This is a genomic window from Kribbella sp. NPDC005582 (assembly GCF_040605415.1).
GTDB lineage: Bacteria > Actinomycetota > Actinomycetes > Propionibacteriales > Kribbellaceae > Kribbella.
Genome location: NZ_JBEXCU010000003.1, coordinates 645307 through 664854, shown reverse-complemented (window position 1 = coordinate 664854; position 19548 = coordinate 645307). Strand labels below are relative to the sequence as shown.

Sequence of the window (19548 nt, the reverse complement as noted above, 5' to 3'; positions counted from 1 at the left end):
GATGGCCAGCACCACAAGCAGCAAGGGGACCGCGGTAGTGAGCCTGCCGGCGGACGATCAGATCCTGATCACCCGGGAGTTCAACGCGCCCAAGCATCTGGTGTACCGGGCGTGGACCACGCCGGAGCTGGTCGCACAGTTCTGGAGCGGTCAGCGCGGCACCATGCGCAGTGTCGAGATCGACCTGCGGGTCGGCGGCAGGTGGCGGTATGTGATGACCGCCGGCCACGGCGAGATCGCCTTCCACGGCGAGTTCCTGGAGATCGTGCCCAACGAACGGATCGTCAACACCGAAGTGTTCGAAACGCCGGACGCCCCCGCGTCCGACGCCGGCGCGCCGGTCACCACCGCCACATTCAGCGAACACAACGGGCGCACCACGCTCACCCTGCTGATGCAGTGCGGTACCAAGCAACTGCGCGACACGATCATGCAGTCCGGTATGGAGATCGGCATGCAAGAGCAGCTGAACCTGCTCGAGGAACTCGCCATCTCCCTGATGAGCTGAACCAGACACCGCTGCAGGCCTGCCATGCGATAAGGAGGATGGGATGCATCGGGTTACGTCGAAAGACGGCACGTCGATCGCGTATGACCGGTTCGGGGAAGGTCCGGCAGTGATCCTGGTGGGCGGCGGCATCGTCGACCGGTCGGAGAATGCCCCGCTGGCTCCGGTGCTGGCCGAGCATTTCACTGTGTACAACTACGACCGTCGGGGCCGCGGCGACAGCACAGACACAACGCCCTACGCCCTGGAACGCGAGTTCGAGGACATCGCGGCCCTGATCGACGAAGCCGGCGGCACGGCGTACCTCTACGGCGTATCCTCGGGCGCGGCGCTGGCTCTGGAGGCCGCGGCTGCAGGCCTGCCGATCGCCAAGGTCGCCGCCTACGAGGTGCCCTACGACGTGTCCGAGGGTGCCAAGCAGCGGCACCTCGAGTACACCGAGAAGGTGCAGTCGCTGCTGGCCGACGACCGCCGGGACGACGCCATGCGGTTGTTCATGCGGTTGGCCGGCGCGCCTGAGGAGGCCGTCGCGCAGGCGCACAACTCGCCGATGTGGGCCGGTTCGATCACCGTCGCGCACACCCTGGCCTACGACGCGGTCTGTCTCGGCGACGGCACCCCGCCGACCGAGCGGCTGTCGACCATCACGCAGCCGGTACTGGTGGCCACCGGCGGCACCACCGACGACACGATGGCCGGGCTGGGCACCGGATTCTTCGACACGGCTGCGGACGCGGTCACGGCCGCCATCCCCGGGGCCGAGCGCGCGATCATTTCCAACCAGGCACACGTCGCCGACCCGGAGGCTGTCGTCCCGGTCATCACCCGCTTCTTCAACGCCAAGCCAAGTCCCTGGGTCCTCCCAGGGTGAACCAACCCGTGCCGATTCGCAGAAACCGCCGATCGGCTATTCGATGCCGGCTCGCTGGCGTGCGCGGCGCTCGGCGACTGCTTGGCTGACGCCGATCAGGCGGTCCCAGTCGTCGGCCATGCCGACGCGGCTGCCGATCTCGCGCATCTGGGCGCGGAACAGGACGCCGGACTTGATCAGCTGCGGGCGGATGTGGCCGTAGACCTCCAGCGTCACGATCGCGAACAACTGCGCCCAGGCGAACTCGAACAGCCAGACCATGCCCAGGGCGTTCTTGCCGAGCAGGGAGGCCAGCTCGGACTGGGCGCCGGAGGCGTGGCTGTGTACGGCGATGAAGTCCGGATCGAGGTCTTCGGGCGCGGGAACCGGGAAGGGGCGCTGCTTCGACAGCCTCGCCAGGGCGCCGCCGAAGTGGTCGGCGAACAGTTCGACGCCGTGGGTGTTGCCGGTACCGCTGACTCCGCGCGAGAGCGGGTGTGTGGCGCTCTCCGCGTCGGCCCGGATGGTCCGCTCGCCGGACAGTGAGTTGGTGACGAAGACGAGCTGGAACTCTGACTTGTTGTCGAGCGCCCAGTCCCGGAACGCCGTCGCGGCCGCCACGATCTGGGCGGCGGGGTCCTCGTCGCCGTAGACCTCGCCGGCTTCGACCATCTCGCGGACGACGTCGGCAAAGATCGCGTCGGACAGCAGTTCGTTGAGGGCTGCCGGGTTCTTGACGTAGCGGTAGAGCGCCGGCGGCGTCAGGCCCATCTCGGTCGCCAGGGCCCGCAGCGTCACCTCCCGGCCGTCGCGCAACATCGACCGGCCGATCTCGACGATCTCGTCGAAGGTCGCGAGCCGTTGCCGTTCCCGGCGGGTGAGAACGGGTCGGTCAGGCCCCTCTCCCCTGGATTCACGCTGTGTCATTGCCAACCTCCGGCCAGGCGGCTGCGACAGGGAGGCGCAGCCCACGAGACCAACAGTAACGCTTGACAACTACAGTGAACAAGATTCACCCTAAACAGGGTTAACAAGCCGTACACCTATAGACTGGGGTTACGGAGGGGAACAAGAGTGAATAGTGTTAACTCTAGGGTGGGAACGCTCCTCGAACCGCTGGGCTGGGTTCATCCCAGGGAGCGCGAGCACAAGGCGGTGTACCGCGCGTACTTGTTCGGCCCGTTCCGGGTGTTCCGGGGCGGGGAGGCGCTGGGTCAGCGCAGCCAGCGCCGTGAGAAGGCTCAACTGTTGCTGAAGTGGTTCCTGCTCAATCCGGGTCAGCCGCGGTCGATCGACGAACTGATCGACCTGGCGTTCCCGGCTGCCGCGCCGGACAAGGCCACGAGCAGTTTCCACGTCGCGATGCACTGCCTGCGCCGGATGCTCGAGCCGGACCTCCGTCCCGGCGAGGAGTCGTCGTACATCCGGCGGAGCAGCAACAACTTCTACCGTTTCGAGGCCGACGACCAGTGGTGGACCGACACCGCCGAGGTCGACCGCCTCTTCGATCAGGGCCGGATGAGCGACAGCCGGGGCGACGCTCAACGGGCTTGCTTCTATTACGGCCAGGTCGTCGGCCATATGAACAGACGGCTCCTCGAGGACGACAACACCGACGAGCAGTGGCTCGCGCCGTACCGGCGTCGCTATCAGGCGCTGCACCGTGAGGCGTTGCTCCGGCTCGTCCAGATTCACGGTGAACGTGGCCAGATCGACGAGTCGCTCGAGTACGCCCATCAGATGCTGATCGACGACCCGTACAACGAGCTGGCCGTCATCACCATCGTCGAGGCCGATCTGGCGCACGGCCGCGTCGCCCACGCGCGGCACCGGATCAGTACCTTCCTCGACGACCTCACGCACGACCTGGGCATCGCACCCAGCCACGATCTTCTGACACTGAACACCCGTGTCCGCCAAGACCTCACGCACCCGCCACGCAGCGAGGCCCAACGGGCACTGGCCACCACGTCGAGCCGCGCCAGCTGACCGCCCCAATCCAGCCGTAGCGCCGCTCGGGTCAGACTCGGGCGGCGTCCCATGGCATGCTGCCTCGGTGGCCCTGTACCTGCATCGCGCCGAGCGAACCGATCTGCTCGCCGACGCGATGGGCGACGTGCTCGCCGTACCGCTTGCCGATCCGTTCGCCGAAGAGCTTGTCGTGGTGCCTGCGAAGGGCGTCGAGCGGTGGTTGTCCCAACGCCTCGCGCATCGGTTGGGCGCCGCGCCGGGCAAAAGCGACGGCGTGTGTGCCGGCGTTCGGTTCTCGACGCCGCGCTCGCTGGTCGCCACGATCCTTGGGCTCGCAGATGACGACCCCTGGGCGGCCGACGCGATGGTGTGGCCGCTGCTCGCCGTACTCGACGCCTCGCTGGACGAGCCTTGGTGCGAGCCGGTCGCGCGGCACCTCGGTCACTTCGACACCGGTGCCGAGGCGGAGCTCAGGCAAGGACGCCGGTACGCCGTCGCAGCGCGGCTGTCGAGGCTTTTCGCGGCGTACGCCGTCCAGCGGCCCACCGTGCTGGCCGACTGGAGCCGGGGTGACGACAGCGACGGTCGCGGAGCGCGGGTCGACGACGACCTGAGCTGGCAGCCGGAGCTCTGGCGGCGCCTCGCCGCCCGGATCGACGCGCCGACTCCGAACGTGCGCCACGCCGAAACGCTTGCCCAGTTGCGTGATCGGCCGACCTCGCTCGACCTGCCTGCGCGACTCTCGCTGTTCGGGCACACGCGGCTCCCGGTCACCGAGATCGAGCTGCTGTCCGCGCTGGCCGAGCACCGCGACGTACACCTCTGGCTCCCCCACCCCAGCAACGCGCTGTGGGAACGCCTCGCCGCAGCCCGCATCGGCATGGGCGACCGTGCGTCCGACTTCAGCCACCAAGAAGCGGACCATCCCCTCCTGGCCACGCTCGGACGGGACAGTCGTGAGCTGCAACTGGCTCTCGCAGCCGCGCCGGCTACCGATCGGCATCTTCCATCGCCTCCGCTGCCGGAGACGCTGCTCGGCTGGCTGCAGGACGATCTGCGGAGCAACGCCATCGCGTCCCAAGGCCGACGGCTCGCCACCCACGACCGCAGCGTGCGGGTGCACGCCTGCCACGGTGCGGCACGGCAGGTCGACGTTCTGCGTGACGTGCTACTCGGGATGCTCGATGCCGACCCGACGCTCGAACCTCGCGACATCCTGGTGATGTGCCCCGACATCGAGACGTACGCGCCGTTGATCAGTGCGCGCTTCGGCCTCGGTGACCTCCGTACCGACGGTCATCCGGCCCATCGGTTGCGGGTCCAGCTGGCTGACCGGTCACTCGTGCAGACCAATCCCCTGCTGGGCGTCGCCACCCAACTGCTCGGTGTCGCCGGGAGCCGGGCCACCGCCAGCCAGTTGCTCGATCTCGCCCAGACCGAGCCGGTACGGCGGCGCTTCCGCTTCACCGACGACGACCTGGACACGATCACCGGCTGGGTCCGCGAATCGGGAGTGCGGTGGGCGTTCGATCAGGACCACCGAGCGCCGTACGGGCTGGCGGCGTACCCGCAGAACACCTGGCGCTTCGGCCTCGACCGCGTTCTGGCCGGCGTCTCGATGTCCGCCGACGCCCATGCTTGGATCGACACGACGCTGCCGCTCGACGACGTCGGCAGCACCCGGATCGAGCTGGCCGGGCGATTCGCGGAGTACGTCGATCGGTTGCAGAAGGCAACGGAACGGCTGGACGGCACGCGTCCGCTGACCGAGTGGCTCGATGCGTTGCGGACGGGGATCGATCAGCTGACGAAGGTCGTTCCGGATGACAACTGGCAGCTCAGCCAGGTGCATCGTGAGTTCGCCGCGGTCACCGCCGATGCCGGGCCGCTGGCGGAGATCGCTCTGAAGCTGCCCGATGTTCGCGCGCTGCTGTCGAGTCATCTGGCCGGACGCCCGAGCCGGGCCAGCTTCCGGACCGGCACGCTGACCGTCTGCACGATGGTGCCGATGCGCTCGGTTCCGCATCGGGTCGTCTGTTTGCTGGGACTCGACGACGGGGTCTTCCCGCGGTTCGGCCTGGCCGACGGGGACGACTTGCTGGCCCGGAACCCGCTGACCGGTGAGCGTGATGTGCGGAGCGAGGACCGGCAACTCCTGCTGGATGCGATTCTGGCCGCGACCGAGAGTCTCGTGATCACCTACACCGGCGCCAACGAGTACTCCGGACAGCGGCGACCGCCCGCTGTACCCCTGGGCGAACTCCTCGATGTCCTGGATCGCACCACCGAGGCGAGCGTCCGGGACGCCATCCTGATCAAGCATCCGCTCCAGCCCTTCGACCGGAAGAACCTCGAAGCCGGCCGCCTCGGCACCTCGGGACCGTTCACCTACGACCCGACCGCTCTCGTTGCGGCGCGCGCCGCCGCGGGCTCCCGGCCGTCCCGCCCGGAGTTCCTGGACGGGCAGCTGACAGTCCCCGTCAACGAGGACATCGCGCTGGCCGACCTGCTGACGTTCTTTCGGCATCCCGTGCGGGGCTACTTCCGGGCGCTCGATCTGACGCTGCCCTGGGAGGTCGACGGGGTTTCGGACGAGATGCCGGTCGAGATCGACAACCTGCAGAAGTGGTCGGTCGGCGACCGGCTGCTCCGCGACATGCTGGCTGGCGTGCATCCGAACGACGCATTGCAGGCTGAGTGGCGTCGAGGCACGTTGCCACCGGGCCGACTCGGCTGGCGGACGGCGACCGACGTACGGGACGAGGCGAAGCAGCTCGCGATCACCGCGCATCCGCACCGGCAGGCGACACCACGGGCCTTCGATCTGGACATCGATCTCGGCGGCGGCCGGCGTCTCACCGGCACGGTGCCGAGCGTGCACGGCTATCGGCTGGTCTCGGTCGGATTCTCCCGGCTCGACGCCAAACAGTTGCTGGAGTGCTGGATCCAACTGCTCGCGCTCTCCGCCAACGACGACGACCACAACTGGACTGCGGTGGCCATCGGCCGCTCCCGCACCGGCCCGGTAAGCCGGCTCTTCGGCCCGGTCGGCCACGAAGCGCGGGATCTCCTTGCTGACTTGGCCGCGATCTATGACAGCGGAAGGCGGGAACCAATTCCGCTTCCGCTCAAGACTTCGTTCGCCTGGCACCAGGCCCGCCGTACGGGCGATGATCCGGCGGTCGCGGCCGAACGGCGCTGGCGGCCAGCCACGTATGACGGCGAGAACGCCGACAAGGCACACGCAAAGGTCTGGGGCCCCTATAGCCGGTTGGACGAGCTGCTGGTGCCGACGCGGCCCGGTGAGGAGCACCCCGGTGAGCCGACCCGGCTCGGCGCGTACGCCGCCCGGCTCTGGGAACCGATGCTCCGCTACGAGCAGGGAGCATCGTGATGGAACCGTTCGACCTGCTCGGTGAGCTCCCGACCGGAACCGTCGTACTGGAGGCGAGCGCCGGCACGGGCAAGACCTACGCGCTGGCGGGGTTGGTCACGCGGTTCGTGGCCGAGGGCCGCGCCAAGCTCGACGAGATGCTGCTGATCACCTTCGGCCGCGCGGCCAGCCAGGAACTGCGTGAGCGGGTGCGCGCGCAGTTGCTCGAAGCCGAGCTCGCCCTCGCCGACCCCGCTCGCTGGGAGACCGACGGCGGCCTGCTCGGTCATCTCGTCAAGGCCGACCCCGAAGAGATCGCGGAGCGGCATCTGCGGCTTCGGGATGCACTGGCCAACTTCGACGCGGCGACCATCGCCACCACGCATCAGTTCTGCCAGCTCGTACTGCGTTCGCTCGGCGTAGCGGGTGACACCGACACCGGCGTCACCTTGGTCGACGACTTGAGCGACCTCGTCACCGAGGTGGTGGACGACCTCTACCTCAATCGCTTCGGCAGCTCGGCGGACCAACCGCCGATCAGTCGAGCCACCGCGCTCGAGATCGCACTCAAGGCGGTCAGCAATCCGCACACCAAGCTCGTTCCCGACAAGTACGCCGAGGCGTCGCCGGAGGGCGTCCGGATCGAGTTCGCGCACGCCGTACTGGACGAGATGGAGCGGCGGAAGCGGCGCCTCGGCATCCTTGGGTACGACGATCTGCTGACCAGGCTCGCGGCCGCGCTCTTAGATCCGAATGCGCCGGCCCGCAAGCAGTTGCAGCGCCGGTGGTCGGTCGTGATGGTCGACGAATTCCAGGACACCGACCCGGTGCAGTGGAAGGTCATCGACGCGGCCTTCAACGGGCCCAGCACGCTGGTCCTGATCGGCGACCCCAAGCAGGCCATCTACGCCTTCCGCGGCGGCGACATCGCGACGTACCTCAAGGCCGCGGCCACCGCCGGGCAGCGGCGTACGCTCGACACGAACTGGCGCAGCGACCAACCGCTGGTCGACTGTCTCCAGGTCGTCCTCGGTGGCGCGCAGCTCGGCCACCCCGACATCGTCGTCCATCCAGTCGCCGCTCATCACCAGGGTGGCCGGCTCGCCGGGGCGCCGTCCGACGCGCCCTTCCGGCTGCGGGTCGCGCGCCGGGAGCAGTTCGGCTCGGCTCGGCGCAAGAACATCCCGATGGACCTGCTCCGCGATCACATCGCCCGCGATCTCGCGGCCGACATCGGTCGCCTGCTGGCCTCCGGTGCGACGTACGACGGGCAACCGGTGCGCGCGGGTGATGTCGCGGTGATCGTCGAGACGCACAAGGACGCGCGGGTCTGCCGGGAGGAGCTGGCCCGGGCCGGCATCCCGGCCGTGTACTCGGGTGACCTCGACATCTTCGCGTCCCAGGCGGCGCAGGACTGGCTTTGTCTGCTGGAGGCGTTCGACCAACCGCATCGCTCCGGCCTGGTCCGTGCAGCGGCGACGACGATGTTCTTCGGCGAGACCGCGGCGAGCCTGCGGGCCGGTGGCGAGGAACTGACCGACCGAATCGGTCAGACAGTGCGGGCCTGGGCGGACCGGCTGCGCACCAGTGGTGTCGCGGCGGTCTTCGAAGCCGCGCAGGCACACGGTACGACGCAGCGGGTGCTCGGCTGGCGGGGCGGCGAGCGCGACATGACCGACCTCGCGCATCTGGCCGAGTTGCTGCACGAGACCGCTCACCGTGAGGGTTACAAACTGCCCGCCTTGCTCGACTGGTTACGTGCCGAGTGCACCGGCCGCGGACGAGCGGCTGAACGAACTCGGCGGCTCGACAGCGACGCGGCCGCCGTACAGATCATGACGGTGTGGGTCAGCAAGGGCTTGCAGTATCCCGTTGTGTACTTGCCGTTCGCCTTCACTCGGCATGTGGTCGAGGAGACCGAGCTGCTGGTCTTTCACCAGGACGGCGAGCGGTGCCTGGACCTCGGCGGTAAGAGGCACCGCGGGCACCGCGCCAACCAGAAGCTCTGGCGCGCCGAAGAGGCCGGTGACGACATCCGTCTCACCTATGTCGCGTTGACTCGGGCGCAGTCACAGGTCGTGGCGTGGTGGGCCCCCTCGTGGGACGAGGTCAACGGCGGGATCTCGCGGCTGCTGCGCGGCCGCAAACAGGGCGACGCGATCGTGCCCGACACCTTGCCGCGGTCCGCGTCCGACGACGACGTACTGAACTGGCTGCGGCGCTGGCAGCAGGCCGGTGGGCCGATGATCGAGGACTCGGTCATCGCGGAGCACGCCGAGCCTGTCCCGGCCGAACTCCCCGGCGGACTTGCGGCCGGCGTCTTCACCCGCGAGGTCGACCTCGCATGGCGGCGTACGTCGTACTCGGGGCTGATCCGGGCGGCCGACCAGCAGGTGGGCGGTGTCGCCAGCGAGCACGAGGAGAGTCAACTCGAGGACGAGTCCGTCGATTCGGTACCGACGCCGGACGTGGCGCCGGCCGACGCGCTGCCGTCACCGATGGACGGGCTGCCAGCGGGGGCGACGTTCGGGTCGCTGGTGCATGCGGTGCTGGAAGAGGCGGATCCGCAGGCGCCCGATCTGCAGGCTGAGCTCACTCTTCAGGTGCGCGAGCAGTTGCGATTCTGGCGAGTCGATGTGACGGCTGAGGTGCTGGCTACCGCGATGCTGCCGATGCACGCGACGCCACTTGGTCCGCTGGTTCCCGGGCTGACGCTCGCTGACCTGGGTCGGGCCGATCGGCTTCGCGAGCTCGACTTCGAGATCCCGCTCGCCGGTGGCGACGACGCTGTTGCGACGGATGTTCGGCTGCATCAGTTGGCACCGCTGCTGCGTGCCCATTTGCCGGCCGACGATCCACTGCTTCCGTACGCCGATCGGCTCGAACAACCGTTGCTCGGGCAACAGAGTCTGCGCGGCTACCTCACGGGCTCGATCGACGTCGTACTGCGGGTGCCGGGGAACCGCTTTGTCGTGGTCGACTACAAGACGAACCGGCTCGGCGATCCTGATCAGCCCGCGACGTCGTCGGACTACCTCCCGGACCAACTGGGTGCCGCGATGCTGCACTCCGACTATCCGTTGCAGGCAATGCTTTACTCGGTGGTGCTGCATCGGTACCTTCGCTGGCGGCTGCCGGACTACGATCCCGCCGTACATCTTGGTGGGGTGGTTTACCTGTATCTGCGCGGGATGTGCGGACCGGAGACGCCGGTCGTCGATGGGCATCCGGCCGGGGTGTTCAGCTGGCCGATGCCGGCGACCCTCGTGCTCGCCCTCTCCGAACTGCTCGACGGGAGCACCTCATGACCGCGCTCATCGACGAGTTCGACTCGACCCTCGCGCTGGGCGCCACCGGGATCCTGCGCGACTTCAACGCGGCGGGCGTGCTCGTGGCGGCGGACGTCCACGTGGCCTCCCGGCTCACGGCGATGCTTGCTGAGCGCAACGAATCGGTGGCGCTCGCGTGCGCCCTGGTGGCGCGAGCTGTTCGAGCCGGTTCGGTCTGTCTTGACCTCGCCGCGGTCCAGGACGAGGTCGGTGAAGACGGCAACGATCTGACCTGGCCTTCGGTGACCGAATGGGTCACCGCGGTCAAGGCGAGTCCGTTGCTTGCCGCCCCCTTTCCCCTCCGGCTCGAGGACACTCGCCTGTACTTCGATCGCTACTGGCGTGAGGAGGAACAGGTCGATCAGGACCTCCGCCGTCGGGCTTCTCGTCCCGCGCCGTCTATCGCCAACGAGCAGGCGCTGACCGCGGGACTCGACCGCCTCTTCCCCGGTACGTCGTACGTCGAGCAGCGGACAGCCGCCGAAACAGCGGCCCGCCAGTGGACGACCGTGCTGACAGGCGGCCCGGGCACCGGCAAGACCACCACAGTCGCAGGTCTCCTAGCCCTCCTCGCGGAACAAGCCGAACTGGCCGGCGACCGCCTCCCCCGGATCGCGCTCACCGCACCGACCGGCAAGGCAGCCGGCCGCCTCGAAGAGGCCGTACGGCGAGAGCTGGCCGAGCGCCTCACCCCAGTCGACCGGGACCGGCTCGGCGAGTTCCACGCCCGAACCCTGCACATGCTGCTCGGTCGGCGGCCCGATTCGTCGACCCGCTTCCGCCACGACCGGGACAACCGGCTGCCGCACGACATCATCGTGGTCGACGAAACCTCGATGGTCTCGCTGACGATGATGGCGCGACTCCTCGAGGCGGTCCGCCCGGAGACCCGCCTGGTCCTGGTGGGCGACCCTGACCAGCTCGCGTCGATCGAGGCAGGCGCCGTACTGGCTGATCTCGTTGAGGGGTTGGTTGCCGGGGGCCACATTCGGGCAGCTGAGCTTCGCACGTCGCACCGGTTCGGCGGTGAGATCGGCACGCTGGCGTTGGCCGTTCGGGACGGTGAGCCGGAGTCCGTTCTCGACGTACTGCGTCAGGGCGGCGACCGGGTGCAGTTCGTCGATGAGGACGATCCGCTCGACACGCTGCGGTCCGCCGTACTGCCCGACGTACTGGCAATTCGGGCGGCTGCTGAAGCCGGCGACACCGACGCTGCGCTGGCTGCGCTGGATCGCCACCGCCTTCTGTGTGCCCACCGCGAAGGCCCCTGGGGCGTCAGCCACTGGAACCGGACCGTCGAACGCTGGATCACCGAAGAAACCGAAGACCCGCTCTGGGACACCTGGTACGTCGGCCGGCCGGTGCTCGTCACCGCCAACGACTACGCCCTCGGCATCTACAACGGCGACGTCGGCGTCACCATCCGCCGCCCCGACGGCACCCTCCGAGTCTGCATCGACAGCTCCCGCGGTCGCCTCGACCTCGCCCCCAGCCGGCTCGGCAACATCGAAACCCTGCACGCCATGACCATCCACAAAGCCCAAGGCAGCCAAGCAGGAGAGGTCACCGTCCTGATGCCCGGCGAAGAGTCCCGCCTCCTCACCCGCGAACTCTTCTACACCGCGATCACCCGAGCCCAGGACCGAGTCCGAGTCGTAGGCACCGAGTCCGCCATCCGCTCCGCCCTGAGCCGCCGCGCCCTCCGAGCCACCGGCCTCCGCCAACGCCTCGCCTGAAGGCCTAGGTCGTGATCGTCGCCACCCTCGACCGAGAGCTCGGCAACTAGAACGGCCAAGTGCCGCGGGCCAACTCCCACACCTCCGAGCTTGCCGCGGCAAGCGTGCCATCGCCGACGGCGTTCGCTTCGTACGCCGATCCGTCGAGACGGCGGTTCACGCCACCGGCCTCGGTGAGCAGCAGCGTTCCCGGCGCGTGGTCCCACGGCAGAATCCGGCCCCAGCAAATGAAGTCCACCGCTCCCTCGATCAACGCCGGGTAGTCACACGCCGACGTCAGAGCGCCCGGCGTCCGCACGTACTCGACCGGCTGCCCTTCCACCGCCTCCCGTTGCTCCGGCGGAAAGAAGCGCGTGTGAAACACCCCGCGCAACTCCGGCAGCGTCGTCGCGCGCGCCGACACCGTCATCCGCTCCCCGTTGCGAAACGTCCCCGCCTTGAGCTCCGCCTCCCAAGCAACCCCGAACTCGGGCTGCCAGATCCAGCTGGCCACCGCCCGCCCACCCTCAACCAGCGCAACAGCCATCCCGTACGACGGATCCCCGCTGACGAAGTTGTTCGTCCCGTCCACCGGATCGACCAACCAGCACGACCCCTCGGGATACAGCACGTCCAGCACCGAAGGATCAGCCGCGACCGCCTCCTCCCCCACCACCGGCAACCCGGGCCGCAACAACCCCAACCCCGCCGCCAAGAACACCTCAGCCTCCCGATCGGCGACGGTCACCACCTCCCCCGGCGACTTCTCCGTCACCTCACCGTCGGCCAGCGCCCGAAACCGCGGCCGAACAAACCGCTCCCCCGCCTCCCGCAACAACTCCAGCACCCGCTCGTCCACCTGATGGTCCCCCAGAGTCGCAGTCGAAGGTGTAGCCCCGAACACCCTAGGCGTTCAGGCTTCGGCGTACCGCTGGATGGCAGCCACAGCATCGATCGCAACGTTGGGATCGCCCGAATAGTCGAACACGACGTCCTTGGGGCCGGCAGCAGCGCCGGGAAGCGTCGCCGCATAATCGCGAACCTGAACGGTCGCCACTGCCAGCGAGCCACTGCGCTGGAAGAGGCTGACGGTCTTCGCGCCTGTGTAGACCCATCGGATGTAGGTGCTCTTCCGCGGTACCGACGGCCGCCATCCCATTCCCTTCAGGGCATCATGGACGACACGAGCGTCGGACGAGCCGGAGTACCGCTCGAAGCGGCTCAGCATCGACTCCACCGCCTCAGTGCTATCGCGGCCGATGCCATGCGCCTCCAAGGTGTCCTCGAACGTCTCAGCGATCTCCTCGCGAGCAGCCGAATCGGTTGCCGCAGCAACCTCGCGGATCGCTTCCAGGGCGGCTCTGGCAACCCAGATCTCATTGCCGCCCACCTTGAAGCGCACCGGTACCAATCCGAAGATGGCCATGGCCAGGAAGGCCGCGCCGGCGACGAGCAAAGCCCCTGTTCCAACTTCGTTCTCAGTTCTGAAGACGGCCAGGGTGCCGGCAGCTGTCGTCGCCAGCCCGGCGATCCCGATCAGTGCTCGCTCGACGGGAGTTGCTGACGGCTTGTGGGGAGATCCGTCTGGCTCGGCGCCATCGGCTTCTGGTGAGTCTGTCATCCAAGACATGATGCTTGCGCCGGAGCCGTTCGTCTGTAGCCCGGCGGAAGTCCCCGGAGTCTTACTTCGTCGGGTTGAAGTTGGGGGCCCAGGGGGCGTTGGTGAGGCCTACTCGGGTGATGGCTTCGGCGGCTTGGGTGGCTAGGGAGTGGAGGACGGTCAGGGCGGCGCGCGAGGGTTGGCGGGTGGTGGACCAGTAGGCGCCGATGGCGGCTACCGGGGTTGGGGAGCCTACGGGGACCATGGCGAGGCTGCGGACGAAGGTGGGGCGGTAGGCGGCTTGGGGGATTCTCGGGTCGATGGTGATGTCGGGGACGACGGCGGTTTCGTTGTGGAGCATGGCCCAGCCGCTGATGCAGGCGGTGAGGGGAAAGCGCTGGCCCTTCCAGAGGGGGGCGATGGCGTCTTCGTCGACGTAGAAGCAGTTGTTTGCTTCACGGACGACGAAGGTCGCGCCCTGGGCGCCGGTGAGGCGGCGGGCGGCGACGCGGATGATGTCGGCGACCGCGGCGATGTCGGGGGCCGCGGCGATGTCGGGGGCCGCGGCCAGCCGCGGATCGCAATTGTGCTGGTTCATCGCCGGCCTCCTGCCCTTATCGTGGCGGCTGGTTGGGCTGGTGTCCATCGCCGGAACGGTGGAAGGCTTCGACTGCCGTGGGCAGGGTGTAGAAGACGTGGTCGGCGCCGACACGGTCCAGGAAGCCGGTGGCGTCGAGGACCGTGCGGAGGTCCTGTTTGACGCGAGCCAGGGCGAGGACGATGCCGCGGTCGGCGAGTTCTTCGCGCAGCGTGTCGAGGGCGTCGACGGCGGTGATGTCGATCTCGACGTTGGCTTCGGTGTTGAGGAGCAACCAACGGACCGGGGTCTTGGCGTCGTCGACGGCGGCGAGGGCGCGGCGGCGGAAGTCTTCGGCGTTGGCGAAGAACAGCGGCGCGTCGTAGCGGTAGACGACGAGACCGGGCACGGGCCGCGCGTCCGGGTAGTCGTCGACGTCGTGCATGCCGGCGATACCGGGGACGTAGCCGAGGATGCCGTCGTGCGGGCGAGCCACCCGACGCAGTACGTCGAGCACCGACAACGCAACCGCGATCAGTACGCCGTTCAGTACGTCGAGGGCGACCACGCCGATCGTGGTCGCGATCGCGAGCACGAACTCGCTCCGCCGGAACGCCGCGATCCGGCGGAACTCCGGCAACTCGATCAGCCGGATCGCGGCGTACACGACCAAGGCGCCGAGCGCGGGAATCGGGAAGGTCGCGAGCAGCGGGCCGGCAAACAGAAGCGTCGCCACGATGACGAGTGCGGCCACCAGCGAGTAGACCTGGCTTTTCGCGCCAGAGACCTCGGCCAAAGCCGTCCGGCTGCCGCTGCTGCTGATCGGAAAGCCGCGGACGAGCCCGGCCGACACGTTGGCCAGCCCGAGCACCAGAAGCTCGCGATCCGGATCCACGGCCTCCTGACCTCGGGTCGCGAACGCTCGTCCAGTAAGAACCGTGTCGGTGTAGCCGACCAACGCGACGCCCAACGCCGGCAACGCGAGCAGGCCGAGGTCGCTCACCGACAGAGCGGGCAGGTGCGGCACGGGCAGCCCGCGCGGTACGTCGCCGACCAGCGTCACGCCCCGGTCGGTCAGATTCGCGGCCCACGTCACCACGGCCGCCAGACCCACGACGATCAACGGCCCCGGCCACCGCCTTGCCCAACGCGCCATCACGAACAGCAACCCCAGCACGGCCAAGGACAACGTCAGCGGAGCAACGCGCCAGTCAGGAACAAGACGGCCAGCCGACAAGATCTCGGCCAGTGGCGTATCCCCGTGCACCGGCGCGCCAGTCATCCGCCCGAGCTGACCGGTGATCATGATGACCGCGATACCAGCCAGGTAGCCGACCAGCACCGGCCGCGACAACAGGTTGGCCAAGAACCCCAGCCGGGCAAGCCATCCGACGATGCAGATCGCTCCCACGATCAACGCCAGTACGGCGGCCAATCCGGCGTACCGAACCGGGTCTCCCGCAGCGAGCGGGCCGATCGCAGTCGCGGTCAGCAGCGCGGTCGTCGACTCCGGCCCGAGCGAAAGCAGCCGCGACGATCCCAGCAGGAAGTACAGCACCAACGGAGCAAGCGCGGCCCACAGTCCAGTCACGGCAGGCAGCCCTGCAAGCTGTGCGTACGCCATCACCTGCGGCACGAAGTACGCGGCCACGGTGACGCCGGCCAGTACGTCGGCCCGCAACCACCCGCGTTCGTACCGGCGAAGGAGCCCAAGACCGGCCATTGCGGGAGCGTACCCGCCGCACCGGGGACAGCGGCGACTCGCCGCCCGTTCCCAACCCCCGGTGACCTTCCGTAGGCTGGATCGGTGGTTGACGGTTCACCTGCAGGACGCGGTACCTGGGACGAAGGGGCGCTCGAGTACGCCGGCTTGTCGCGGGTGCGTCTCGATGCGCTGTTGCAGGAACTGCTCGGCCGGGTCAACGAGATCATGGACTACCAGGAGCGCCTGCGCGCCCTCCTCGACGCGGTGGTCGGGATCGGCGCCGACCTCGACCTGAACAGCACCCTGGACCGCATCGTCCGGGCGGCCTGTGAGCTCGCCGGCGCCCGGTACGGCGCCCTCGGTGTTGTCGGTCGCGACGGCAAACGGCTGGCCAGGTTCATCACCCACGGCGTCTCCGCCGACGAGATCGCTGCGATCGGCCCGTATCCCGAAGGACACGGCCTGCTCGGCCTGCTCATCGAGCACCCCGAACCGATCCGCATGCACGACCTGGCCGAGCATCCGCGGTCGTACGGCTTCCCGCCGAACCACCCGCCGATGCAGAGCTTCCTCGGCGTCCCGATCCGCACCAGAGAACATGCCTACGGCAACCTTTATCTGACCGAGAAGACCGGCGGCGCCGACTTCACCGAGGACGACGAGCGCAACGTGACCGCGCTCGCCGCGGCCGCCGGCGTGGTGATCGACAACGCCCGGCTGTACGCCGACACGGAGCGCCGCCGGCGCTGGCACGAGGTCACCGCCGAGATCACCCAGCTGATGCTCGGCGAGTTCGACCCCGAACAAGTGCTGCAACTGATCGCCGGGCGATCCCGCGAGGTCTCCGGTGCGGAGGCCGCCGCGGTCCTGTTGGCCGAGGACGATCACCTGGTCGTTCGCGCGGTCGACGGGCCGGCCGGCTTCCGGCAGTACCTCGGGCACCGGGTGCCCGCGGATCTGCCGGTGGTCGGCCGGATCGCCGGCAGCAGTGAACAGGTGGTGATCGAGGATCTGGCCGAGCTCCTCAAGGATGCCGGCGGGCTGACTGCTTTTCCGGAAGGCGCCGGCCTCCGGCGGACGACGATCGCGCCGCTGCCCAGCGGCACGATCGGCACCGGTGGACTGCTCGTCGTCGCCGGCCTGCAGGGCTCGGACACGCGAGGCAGTGACGGCGCCGATCTGGTGCGGATGTTCGCCGGCCAGGCCACGCTGGCCCTGGAGCGAGCCCAGGCGCAACGCGACCGTGGCATGCTCGCGGTCCTCGAGGACCGCGACCGGATCGCCCGCGACCTGCACGATCTGGTCATCCAGCGGCTGTTCGCCACCGGCCTGCAGCTGCAGGGGATGCACCGGCTCGTCCGGCCCGAGCACCAGCAACGGCTCAGCCGGGCGGTCGAGGACATCGACTCGACGATCCGCGATCTGCGCGCGGCCATCTTCGAGCTGCAGCAGACCCCGGAGGCGAGCTCGCTGCGCGGAGACCTGTCGGCGCTGATCGCGGAGTACACCGAGCCGCTCGGCTTCCGGCCGACCCTGAACGGCGTCGGCCCGATCGACACGGTGGTGCCGGCGGCGGTCCGGCCGCAGATCCTGGCCACGATCCGCGAGTCGCTGTCGAACGTCGTACGGCATGCACAGGCGTCACAGGTCACCGTCGACGTGATCGTCGATGGCAGCCAGGTGACGACCCGGATTACCGACGACGGTGTCGGCATCGGCGAGACCGCCCGGCGCAGCGGCCTGCAGAACCTGACCGACCGCGCCCAGATGCTGGGCGGCACCGTGCGCATCGCCGACAACCAGCCGCACGGAACCATCATCGAGCTCACCGCGCCGACCGACTGACCAACGGCCCCCCACAGTCGGGACTCTTGCCCGCAGCGCGATCCACCGCCACCGGCGAGGCTGAGGTGAGAGACCCCGTGGGAGGAGCGCCCGATGACCTATCAGCTGCCGGAAGCACATATCCGGGCCCTGCTGGAGGCCGCCATCGCGGCACCCAGCATGCACAACACGCAACCGTGGCGGTTCGAGGTCGAGGGCCACGTCATCGACGTCTACCTCGACGGCTCCCGGATGCTGCCGGCCGAGGACCCGACCGGCCGCGCGATGCGGATCGCCGCCGGCGCCGCGACCTTCAACCTGCGCTGCACGGCCGAGTCGCTCGGCTACAGCACCTGGTTCGGTCTCGCCCCGTACGCCGAGGAGCCGGACCTGCTCGCGCGGATCGTCGTCGAACCCACCGGAACGTCGAACGAGGAGCTCAGCCGGCTCGCCCGCCAGGTCCAGTACCGGCACACCGATCGGCACCCGTCCGACGCCACTCCCCTGGCCCACGGCCTACGCGTCGGGCTGACGCTGGCAGCCCACGCCGAGGGAGCCCAGCTCAACTGGCTCACCGGCGAGGACGTCGAGGCCGTCCGCGACCTGATCCGGGAGGCCGACCTCCTCGAGATCCACGACTGGCACCGACGCACCGAACGGGCCCACTGGGTCGGCGGCACGCGCGCGGCCGACGGCATCCCGAGCGCTGCGCTGGGGCCTCGCTCGAGCACCTACCCTGCCGTCGTTCGCGACATGGCCAGCAGCCCGACCGACCGGATGCGCCCCGAGACCGTCTTCGAGGACCACGCCGAGATCGCGGTCCTGTCGACCGAGCACGACGATCCAGCCGACCAGGTCGTCGCCGGTATCGCACTGGAGCGAGTCCTGCTCACAGCCACCGGTGAGGGCGTCAGCGCGTCCTTCCTCAATCAGCCACTCGAGTTCGAGGACCTGCGCCGGCGCGTCCAGCGATTGTCCGGCCTGCCCGGCTTCGCCCACATGATCATCCGCTTCAGCCATTCCCGGCCGCCGACGACCACCGGCCGCCGCCCGATCGGCGAGTTCCTCGGCTAGCCCGGTACGACGACGTCCGCGATCGGGCGCCGCGGTGTCGGCGGCACGGGTGGTCCGTAGCCGAAGCGGATGACGGCTTGGGGATGCTGCCACGGACCGAGCGGGTCGTGGATCAGCCAGCGCAGGTCCGAGTGTTCGATCACCTGGTTGAGCAGTGAGGTCGCCACTCCGTGCCGGGTGGCCTCGAGCAGCACGCGCTCCATCGCTTGACCGGCCCGCAGCCACTCGCCGGGACCGTCGAACCGGGTCGCCAGCACGGCCAGCTGCGGTTCGAGCTCGAAGGCGCCGGGCGGACGCTCGAGGTCGGTTGCTGTCGCGGCCAGGTCGCGAACCACCGCTCTGTTGTGCGCATCGCGCGGCCCCAGCGCACTCGTCGGGACGCCGTCGACCGACCGGCTGCCGCCGACCCACTTCCGGCGTTCGGCGGTCCGGGCCGGGTTCTCGTCGTCGGCGGCCATCGCGTCACTCGTTGCCATCCGCAACCACCAGCGCCGGCTCAGTCTGTCGAGCCACTGCAGATCGGACCGCTCGCTGCGGGCGGCGAAGGCCAGCCCGGTCCGCACCTCGGCAGGCACTCTGTCGTTCCGGAACGGCCGCCGGTTCGTCCGGCGAAGGACCAGGTACGGACCGAGCTCGGCCAGCCGTGCGTCGGCCGGTCCCCCGAGCTCGACGAGCGCGACCAGGTCCGGCCGTAGCTCGTCGGCCAGCTGCCGAACGCGCGTACCGTAACCCCGCGCGGCGGCGCCGACCCGCAGGTTGAAGATCGCGGCCCCGAGGGAGACGAACAGCATCCGCCGCTCCGGATCCTCGGCCGGCAGTTCGCGGGCGCGGTCGCGGTACACCTCGACCGTCGTACCGGCGAACCGGAACCGCCAGGGCTGTGTGTTGTGCATCGACGGCGCCGCCACCGCGGCTCGGAGCAGATGCTCGTGATCGTCGTCGGTAAGCGCCAAGGCCGTCATGCACACAGCCTCGTCCGCGCGGAGCGGGATCGCCCAGGGCCCGAGGTCCCGTCCGGTCCC

General features: G+C 69.1%; 14 protein-coding genes. 8 read left to right on the top strand and 6 right to left on the bottom strand.

The annotated features are described in order from the left end of the window. The first annotated feature begins 1 nt into the window (after nucleotide 1). Nucleotides 2-508 carry an SRPBCC family protein gene (locus tag ABZS29_RS20800; RefSeq protein ID WP_355463906.1) on the top strand — a complete coding sequence of 169 codons (507 nt, stop codon included), beginning with the start codon at nucleotides 2-4 and terminating at the stop codon, nucleotides 506-508. 43 nt (nucleotides 509-551) lie between these two features. Next, a complete protein-coding gene (locus ABZS29_RS20795) occupies nucleotides 552-1379 on the top strand; it encodes an alpha/beta fold hydrolase (RefSeq protein WP_355463905.1) in 828 nt (275 codons plus the stop codon). A gap of 36 nt (nucleotides 1380-1415) precedes the next feature. On the opposite strand, the gene ABZS29_RS20790 is transcribed toward ABZS29_RS20795, so the two are convergent. Then, complete coding sequence (locus ABZS29_RS20790; protein ID WP_355463904.1) at nucleotides 1416-2285, bottom strand: hypothetical protein; 870 nt, start codon at nucleotides 2283-2285, stop codon at nucleotides 1416-1418. A 168-nt stretch (nucleotides 2286-2453) separates the two neighbouring features. On the opposite strand from ABZS29_RS20790, the gene ABZS29_RS20785 reads away from it, so the two are divergent. From ABZS29_RS20785 to recD, 4 genes are all read left to right on the top strand, one after another. Next, a complete protein-coding gene (locus ABZS29_RS20785; RefSeq protein WP_355463903.1) occupies nucleotides 2454-3347 on the top strand; it encodes a BTAD domain-containing putative transcriptional regulator in 894 nt (297 codons plus the stop codon). A gap of 67 nt (nucleotides 3348-3414) precedes the next feature. After that, nucleotides 3415-6723, top strand: a complete 3309-nt coding sequence (gene recC, locus ABZS29_RS20780) for an exodeoxyribonuclease V subunit gamma (RefSeq protein ID WP_355463902.1) — start codon at nucleotides 3415-3417, stop codon at nucleotides 6721-6723. Continuing rightward, complete coding sequence (gene recB, locus ABZS29_RS20775; protein ID WP_355463901.1) at nucleotides 6723-10010, top strand: exodeoxyribonuclease V subunit beta; 3288 nt, start codon at nucleotides 6723-6725, stop codon at nucleotides 10008-10010. The genes recC and recB overlap by 1 nt, the downstream gene beginning before the upstream one ends. Further along, the gene (recD, locus tag ABZS29_RS20770; RefSeq protein ID WP_355463900.1) at nucleotides 10007-11767 is read left to right on the top strand and encodes an exodeoxyribonuclease V subunit alpha; all 1761 of its coding nucleotides are present in this window, start codon (nucleotides 10007-10009) and stop codon (nucleotides 11765-11767) included. Before recB ends, recD begins: the two co-directional genes overlap by 4 nt. A gap of 46 nt (nucleotides 11768-11813) precedes the next feature. Here recD and ABZS29_RS20765 read toward each other — a convergent pair whose 3' ends face one another. The 4 genes from ABZS29_RS20765 to ABZS29_RS20750 all read right to left on the bottom strand — a co-directional run bounded on the left by ABZS29_RS20765 (nucleotide 11814) and on the right by ABZS29_RS20750 (nucleotide 15646). Continuing rightward, a complete protein-coding gene (locus ABZS29_RS20765; protein ID WP_355463899.1) occupies nucleotides 11814-12605 on the bottom strand; it encodes an inositol monophosphatase family protein in 792 nt (263 codons plus the stop codon). Between the two features lie 54 nt (nucleotides 12606-12659). Then, nucleotides 12660-13202, bottom strand: a complete 543-nt coding sequence (locus tag ABZS29_RS20760) for a hypothetical protein (RefSeq protein ID WP_355463898.1) — start codon at nucleotides 13200-13202, stop codon at nucleotides 12660-12662. 226 nt (nucleotides 13203-13428) lie between these two features. Continuing rightward, a complete protein-coding gene (locus ABZS29_RS20755) occupies nucleotides 13429-13944 on the bottom strand; it encodes a GAF domain-containing protein (RefSeq protein WP_355463897.1) in 516 nt (171 codons plus the stop codon). Between the two features lie 16 nt (nucleotides 13945-13960). Next, entirely contained in the window at nucleotides 13961-15646 is a 1686-nt protein-coding gene (locus tag ABZS29_RS20750) for a SulP family inorganic anion transporter (protein ID WP_355463896.1), read from the bottom strand. 84 nt (nucleotides 15647-15730) lie between these two features. On the opposite strand from ABZS29_RS20750, the gene ABZS29_RS20745 reads away from it, so the two are divergent. Further along, nucleotides 15731-17473, top strand: coding sequence for a GAF domain-containing sensor histidine kinase (locus tag ABZS29_RS20745; protein WP_355463895.1), 1743 nt, complete (start codon nucleotides 15731-15733; stop codon nucleotides 17471-17473). Between the two features lie 93 nt (nucleotides 17474-17566). After that, nucleotides 17567-18526: a hypothetical protein gene (locus ABZS29_RS20740; RefSeq protein WP_355463894.1), complete on the top strand. Its 960-nt coding sequence runs from the start codon at nucleotides 17567-17569 to the stop codon at nucleotides 18524-18526. Here ABZS29_RS20740 and ABZS29_RS20735 read toward each other — a convergent pair. Then, nucleotides 18523-19488 (bottom strand): hypothetical protein, encoded by a 966-nt coding sequence (locus ABZS29_RS20735; protein ID WP_355463893.1) that lies wholly within the window; start codon nucleotides 19486-19488, stop codon nucleotides 18523-18525. The two genes, ABZS29_RS20740 and ABZS29_RS20735, sit on opposite strands and share 4 nt — an antisense overlap. Between the last annotated feature and the right edge of the window lie 60 nt (nucleotides 19489-19548).

What these genes read in the sequence shown, in the direction of transcription:
- ABZS29_RS20800 (WP_355463906.1), top strand. Translation starts at nt 2, where the DNA reads ATGGCCAGCACCACAAGCAGCAAGGGGACCGCGGTAGTGAGCCTGCCG.
- ABZS29_RS20795 (WP_355463905.1), top strand. Translation starts at nt 552, where the DNA reads ATGCATCGGGTTACGTCGAAAGACGGCACGTCGATCGCGTATGACCGG.
- ABZS29_RS20790 (WP_355463904.1), bottom strand. Translation starts at nt 2,285, where the DNA reads ATGACACAGCGTGAATCCAGGGGAGAGGGGCCTGACCGACCCGTTCTC.
- recB (WP_355463901.1), top strand. Translation starts at nt 6,723, where the DNA reads ATGGAACCGTTCGACCTGCTCGGTGAGCTCCCGACCGGAACCGTCGTA.
- recD (WP_355463900.1), top strand. Translation starts at nt 10,007, where the DNA reads ATGACCGCGCTCATCGACGAGTTCGACTCGACCCTCGCGCTGGGCGCC.
- ABZS29_RS20755 (WP_355463897.1), bottom strand. Translation starts at nt 13,944, where the DNA reads ATGAACCAGCACAATTGCGATCCGCGGCTGGCCGCGGCCCCCGACATC.
- ABZS29_RS20750 (WP_355463896.1), bottom strand. Translation starts at nt 15,646, where the DNA reads ATGGCCGGTCTTGGGCTCCTTCGCCGGTACGAACGCGGGTGGTTGCGG.
- ABZS29_RS20740 (WP_355463894.1), top strand. Translation starts at nt 17,567, where the DNA reads ATGACCTATCAGCTGCCGGAAGCACATATCCGGGCCCTGCTGGAGGCC.
- ABZS29_RS20735 (WP_355463893.1), bottom strand. Translation starts at nt 19,488, where the DNA reads ATGACGGCCTTGGCGCTTACCGACGACGATCACGAGCATCTGCTCCGA.